The 6,983-nt window shown below is 65.7% G+C and carries 4 protein-coding genes; all 4 read left to right on the top strand.

The features are described 5' to 3' along the window. Positions 1-1,600 (top strand): methylmalonyl-CoA mutase small subunit (gene mutA, locus ACR2JI_RS08885; RefSeq protein WP_526389715.1); only part of this gene is annotated, 1,600 nt, incomplete at its 5' end. After that, complete coding sequence (gene scpA / locus ACR2JI_RS08880) at positions 1,597-3,867, top strand: methylmalonyl-CoA mutase (protein WP_526389714.1); 2,271 nt, start codon at positions 1,597-1,599, stop codon at positions 3,865-3,867. The genes mutA and scpA, both read left to right, overlap by 4 nt. 5 nt (positions 3,868-3,872) lie before the next feature. Continuing rightward, complete coding sequence (gene meaB / locus ACR2JI_RS08875) at positions 3,873-4,862, top strand: methylmalonyl Co-A mutase-associated GTPase MeaB (RefSeq protein WP_526389713.1); 990 nt, start codon at positions 3,873-3,875, stop codon at positions 4,860-4,862. Between the two features lie 52 nt (positions 4,863-4,914). Continuing rightward, complete coding sequence (gene lipL / locus ACR2JI_RS08870) at positions 4,915-6,183, top strand: esterase/beta-lactamase LipL (protein ID WP_526389712.1); 1,269 nt, start codon at positions 4,915-4,917, stop codon at positions 6,181-6,183. Positions 6,184-6,983: the final 800 nt, after the last annotated feature.

Here is a 6,983-nt window from a genome sequence, read left to right as displayed (position 1 = left end):
GGCCGGCTGGAAAGTGGCCGAGGAGTTTCCGGCGCCGGGCTTCTCCGGCAGCGCCGCAGACGGCAACGCCGCGCTGCTCGACGCGCTCGTCGAGGGGGTCAGTGCACTGGTGTTGCGGGTCGGCGACAACGGGGTGCCGGCCGGTGAACTCGATCGTTGGCTCGAAGGGGTCTACCTGGATCTGGCGCCGGTCCTACTCGACGCCGGTGCCGAGTTCCGGGCCGGGGCCGACGCCCTGGTGGCTCTGGTGGCCGGCGCCGACGAGGCGCGGCGGGCTCAGATGTCGATCGACCTCGGCGCAGATCCGCTGACCGCCCCGCTGAGCGGCCGGCCGGCTGCGGCGGTCGAGGACGTGGTCGCGGTCGCGGCCCGCCTCGCCGGCAAGCCGGGCGTGCGCGCAATCACCGTGGACGGCCCCGCCTTCCATGACCACGGCGCGAGTGCCGGGTGGGAACTTGCCGGCGTCATCGCCGCGGCGACGGACTATCTGCGGATCATGACCGATGCCGGTATCGCTATCGACGACGCACTCGGCCAGATCTGTTTCCGGCTGGTCGCCGATGACGATCAGTTCATGACGATCGCGAAATTCCGTGCGGCGCGCCAGCTCTGGGCGCGGGTTGCCGAGACATTGGGTTGCCCGGAGGATGGTGCCGCTCGACTGCACGCGCTCACATCGCGGGCGATGATGACTCAGCGCGACCCGTGGGTGAACATGCTGCGAACCACGGTCGCCGCCTTCGGCGCCGGGGTCGGGGGAGCGGACACGGTACAGGTGCTGCCGTTCGACGAGGCCATCCCGGGTGGGTTTCCCGGGATGACGGCGGAATTCGCCCGCCGCATCGCGCGTAACACCCAACTGCTGCTGCTCGAGGAATCCCATATCGGGCGGGTCATGGATCCCGCGGGCGGTTCCTGGTACGTCGAGGACCTCACCGAAACCCTTGCCGCACAAACGTGGTCATACTTCCAGGAGATCGAGTCCCGCGGCGGCTTCCGGCAGGCGCGTGACCATCTCGCCGCTCGGATCGAGGAGACCCGGGTCCGCCGATCCGGCGATATCGCCCACCGCCGCGCCGCGATCACCGGTGTCAACGAGTTTCCCAATCTGGCCGAACCGCCGCTGCCACAGTCGGATCCGATGACGTCGGTGCAGCGCTATGCTGCGGATTTCGAGTCACTGCGGGACCGCTCCGACGCGTATCTGAGCCGCACCGGTGAACGCCCGCGCGTGCTCCTGCTGCCGTTGGGGCCGCTGGCCGAGAACAACATCCGAACCACCTTCGTCACCAACCTGCTGGCATCCGGTGGCGTCGAGGCCGTCAACCCGGGAACGGTCGAGGCGTCCGGAATCGACCAGGCGATCAGGCAGTCCGGTGCCACCGTCGCGGTCATCTGCGGGACCGACACCCGTTACGGGGCCGATGCCGCCGGCATCGTGAACGCGGCCCGCACTGCCGGACTCGACCAGATCTACCTGGCCGGACCGGAGAAAGCCGTGTCGGACGCTCCGGCCGAATCCAGGCCTGACGGTTATCTGACCGCCAAAATCGACGCGGTTGAAGCGCTTTCGGCGCTGCTGACCCGATTGGGGGCATGACAGTGACGCGATCGCAGGTCTCCGGCGTACCGAGTTTCGCCGAGGTTCCGCTGCACGGCGGGGGCCACACCGCGGCCCCGACGCCCGCCACGGCGGCCGACCGTGTCGAGACCGCGGCCCGCGCCCACGGATACGCGCCGGAGCAACTGGACTGGAACACCCCGGAGGGCATCGTCGTCAAGCCCCTCTATATCGGCGCCGATCGGGATGGCGCCGTGGCCGCCGGCTACCCGTTGGACAGCTTGCCCGGTGAGCCTCCGTTCATCCGCGGCCCTTATCCCACGATGTACGTCAACCAGCCCTGGACCATCCGTCAGTACGCCGGGTTCTCCACCGCAGCGGACTCCAATGCCTTCTACCGGCGCAACCTTGCCGCCGGGCAGAAGGGGTTGTCGGTGGCCTTCGACCTGGCCACCCACCGCGGCTATGACTCCGACCATCCCCGGGTGCAGGGTGACGTCGGGATGGCTGGAGTGGCAATCGATTCCATCCTCGATATGCGGCAGCTCTTCGACGGTATCGACCTGGGCGGGGTGTCGGTGTCGATGACCATGAACGGTGCCGTGCTGCCGATCCTGGCGCTGTATGTGGTGGCTGCCGAAGAACAGGGTGTGCCGCCGGAGAAACTGGCCGGGACCATCCAGAACGACATCCTCAAAGAGTTCATGGTCCGCAACACCTACATCTATCCGCCGAAGCCCTCGATGCGGATCATCTCCGACATCTTCGCCTACACCAGCACCAAGATGCCGAAGTTCAACTCCATCTCAATCTCCGGGTATCACATCCAGGAGGCGGGGGCCACAGCCGATCTCGAGCTGGCCTACACGCTTGCCGATGGTGCTGATTACCTTCGAGCCGGGCTCGACGCCGGTCTCGACATCGACAAGTTCGCTCCCCGGCTGTCGTTCTTCTGGGGTATCGGGATGAACTTCTTCATGGAGGTGGCCAAACTGCGGGCCGGTCGGCTGCTGTGGAGTGAGCTGGTTGCCGGGTTCGGCGCCACGAACCCGAAATCGCTGTCGCTGCGGACACATTCGCAGACATCGGGCTGGTCGCTGACCGCTCAGGATCCGTTCAATAACGTGGCCCGCACATGTATTGAGGCGATGGCGGCCACCCAGGGCCATACCCAGTCGCTGCACACCAATGCCCTCGATGAGGCACTGGCGCTGCCGACCGACTTCTCCGCGCGCATCGCCCGTAACACCCAGTTGCTGTTGCAGCAGGAGTCCGGCACCACCCGTCCGATCGACCCGTGGGGCGGCTCGTTTTACGTGGAGTGGTTGACCCACGAACTCGCCGAGCGGGCACGCGCTCACATCGCCGAGGTCACCGAGCGCGGCGGGATGGCGCAGGCCATCAGCGACGGTATCCCGAAGCTGCGCATCGAGGAGGCGGCCGCTCGCACCCAGGCCCGGATCGACTCCGGTCAGCAGCCTGTGATCGGGGTGAACAAGTACCAGATCACCGAGGACACCGATATCGAGGTGCTCAAGGTGGAGAACACCCGGGTGCGCTCCGAGCAGCTCGCCAAGCTTGAGCAGTTGCGTGCCGATCGCGACAGCGCCGCCGTCACCGTGGCGCTTGCCGAGCTGACGAGGGCTGCCGCTGCGTCGGGCAATGCCGGCGATGACGGTCTGGGTAATAACCTGATGGCGTTGGCGATCAACGCGGCCCGCGCGAAAGCGACGGTCGGGGAGATCTCCGACGCGCTGGAGAAGGTCTACGGCCGGCATCAGGCCGAGATCCGCACCATCTCAGGGGTCTACCGCGACGAAGTGGGTGCAGGAGGCAACATCAGCGGACTATCCGAGGCGACCAGGCTGGTGGAGAAGTTCGCCGAGGCCGACGGCCGTCGCCCACGCATCCTGGTTGCCAAGATGGGTCAGGACGGTCACGACCGCGGGCAGAAGGTCCTCGCGACGGCGTTCGCCGATATTGGTTTCGACGTGGACGTCGGCTCGCTGTTCTCGACGCCGGAGGAAGTGGCCCGGCAGGCCGCCGATAACGACGTCCACGTTGTCGGGGTGTCATCACTGGCAGCCGGCCACCTGACCCTGGTGCCGGCACTGCGGGACGCCCTGGCTGCGGTCGGACGGCCCGACATCATGATCGTGGTCGGTGGGGTGATCCCGCCCGGAGACTTCGACGAGCTGTACGCCGCCGGCGCCACCGCCATCTATCCGCCGGGAACGGTGATCGCGGACGCTGCGGGCGGCTTGTTGCACAAGCTCGCCGAGCGCCTCGGGTACGACCTGGCCTGACACCGGTGATAGACGGTATCGATGTCGACGAGCTCGCCGAGGCAGTGCGCCGCGGCGACCGGGCCGAACTGGCCAGGGCGATCACCCTGGTGGAGTCGACCCGCACCGATCATCGTGCGCAGGCCCAGCGACTGTTGCTTGAGCTGATGCCATCCGCCGGTGCCGCCATGCACGTCGGCATCACCGGGGTTCCCGGGGTGGGGAAGTCCACCACCATCGAAGCGCTCGGCATGTATCTGATCGAACGTGGACACCGGGTTGCGGTGCTCGCGGTCGATCCATCCTCCACCCGCACCGGTGGCTCGATCCTCGGTGACAAAACCCGGATGGCGCGACTGGCCGTGCACCCGGACGCATATATCCGGCCTTCGCCGACCTCCGGAACGCTTGGCGGGGTGGCCAAAGCGACGCGCGAGACCATCGTGCTGCTGGAAGCTGCCGGCTTCGACATCGTGCTCGTCGAGACGGTCGGGGTGGGCCAGTCCGAAGTCGCGGTGTCGAACATGGTCGATACCTTCGTATTCCTCACCCTGGCCAGGACCGGCGATCAATTACAGGGCATCAAGAAGGGCGTTCTGGAACTCGCCGATATCGTTGTCGTCAACAAAGCCGATGGCGCGCATGCAACTGAAGCCAAGGCCGCTGCGGCGGAACTCTCATCGGCTATCCGTCTGATCTATCCCCGCGAAACCCTTTGGCGGCCACCGGTATTGACAATGAGCGCACTGTCGGGAACCGGGTTGGCGGAACTCTGGGATACCGTGCTCAAACATCGGGACGTCCTTGCCCAAGCAGGAGAGTTCGATGCACGTCGACGCGCCCAGCAGGTCGACTGGACCTGGGCCATGGTTCGCGATGCAGTCCTGGACCGGGTGCACAACCATCCGGCGGTGAAAATGGTTCGCGCAGAGGTGGAACGGAAGGTCCGCGACGGTGAGCTGACCCCTGCGCTTGCCGCGCAACAGATACTCGACGCCGCAGATCGCTCAAGTTAACGGATTGACAACGATTCTCGGCAGCGGCGCGTCGAGCTTGTAAATTCAAGCTGTGTCCGACGCCCGTAGTCACGGCTGGCAATTGCCCCATGGTGTGCAAGGGGCCGCCGACCCGAATTTCGCGTGTGCTGTCCGGGCTTTTGCCGCGCAATTCCCGCATCCGCGCAGCGGTGGGGGTGCGCTCTCGGTGTACCTCGACGGTGAACCCGTCGTCGATGTCTGGACAGGCTGGGCGGACCGGCGCGGGCACCGGCATTGGCAGGCTGACACCGCTCCCATGGTGTTCTCGGCCACCAAGGGGGTGGCGTCCACGGTCATCCATCGTCTGGCCGACCGCGGTCTGATCGACTACGACGCTCCGGTTGCCGAATATTGGCCGGAATTCGGCGCCAACGGTAAGGCCCAGCTCACCGTCCGTGATGTGATGCGTCACCGGGCCGGGTTGTCGCATCTGCGGGGTGTAGGCAAGCGAGAGCTTCTCGACCACCGTCACATGGAGGAGCGGATCGCCGCCGCACCGGTTGGCAGGCACTTCGGGAAGTCGGCGTACCACGCGCTCACCTACGGCTGGTTGCTGTCCGGGCTGGCGCGAGCGGTGACCGGCACTGGGATGCGGGATCTGATCCGGACCGAGGTGGCCGGCCCACTCAATACCGACGGAATCCATCTGGGCCGGCCGCCGGTGGGAGCGCCCACCCATATTGCCCGGATCATCGGACCGCAGACCAACATCCCCAACCCGGTGTTCAATGCGGTCGCGCCCGCGCTGGCGACGCTGGAGCTGTCGGCAGTGTTCGGATCGATGTACTTCCCCGGCATGAAGGCTGTGGTCCAGCGGGACATCCCGCTGCTGGACACCGAACTGCCCTCGGCCAACGGCGTCGCCACCGCCAGGGCACTGGCCCGGATGTACGGTGCGATCGCCAACGGCGGCGTGATCGATGGCCGTCGCTACCTCTCGGCGGAACGGGTCGGGATGCTGACCGGTCGTCGCGATATGCGCCCGGACCGCAACCTGATGATGCCGTTGGCCTTCCACCTCGGGTATCACGGCCTGTCGATCCCCGGGCTCCTCCCCGGGTTTGGGCATGTGGGCCTCGGGGGTAGCTTCGGATGGGCAATTCCCGAGGCCGGGCTGGCCTTCGCGTTCGTTCACAACCGCCTGCTGACCCCGTTTCTGGGAATGGATCAGACCGGATTCGTGGCCACCGGCGCACTGGTGCGACGTGGTGCCGCGGAGGCCCGAAAGCGGGGCTTCAGGCCCGTCACCGAGTTCGGCTCGCCCTACGGTTTGGTGCCGGCCGGGGCTGCCACCGGCTAGTACCCGGCACGACACGCCCGCGCCTGTTCGCCCTCGGCGTAGTCGCCGTCACGCGGTCCCCCGACTGCCCGACCTGCCGGGATGGGTGATCTGGCTAACAAATCCGGGTTGGGGCGGATCTGCGATTTACCCCTCGTAATTCGAGGAGACCGCGCAATTACCAGGTTGGTTCCGGGCCATTTTTTCGGCTGCAAAGCGTATTAATAATGGGTAACTGGTGACACAGGGAACGCAGTTTTGCTGCAAGCCTGACGATGACCTGGATTGGCGTGCATCACAATCCCAATTCACAGCTCCCCTGGAGGTCAATCGGATGCTTCTCAGGGCCTTCCCAGGTACTCTCAGCTTGCTCTCAGGTTAGTTGCCGGACGCGGACGCTCGGTTCTCAATGTGCTGCTAGAACCCCTCCGCGCGATATGAGGGTAGTTGCGGAAGCTCTCAGGTGTCAGGTGCTGTGGACGCGGTATCAGGGTGGGGAGTCCATCCTGAAACTCAATGTAGGCGGCAGTCAGAATGGCATTTGTGTGCAAGGCTTGAAGGTAGGCCTGGAGGCCCGGAAAGATAATTTGCTGGATACGCTTAACGAGGATTAATACATCAATATCGGGTGCGGTAGTCACCGCAACGCATCGCGAGGGATGCGTCAATGACCGGGGGTGGCCCACGCAGGCCGCCGTGGGGAGGTTGAATCGTTCTCAGAAAGTAGTTTTGAGCTGCAAGTTAAGCGGTCAGCTGAGTCGATACGGCGGGTCGGCGGCGCCAGCGCCAGCGTTGCCGGTCCCGAGATCTCAGCAAACAAG

This window comes from Mycobacterium sp., assembly GCF_051006775.1.
In the GTDB taxonomy this organism is placed as follows: domain Bacteria; phylum Actinomycetota; class Actinomycetes; order Mycobacteriales; family Mycobacteriaceae; genus Mycobacterium.
The sequence above is the reverse complement of the archived record's forward strand: the minus strand, read 5'-3'. Positions and strand labels throughout refer to the sequence as shown.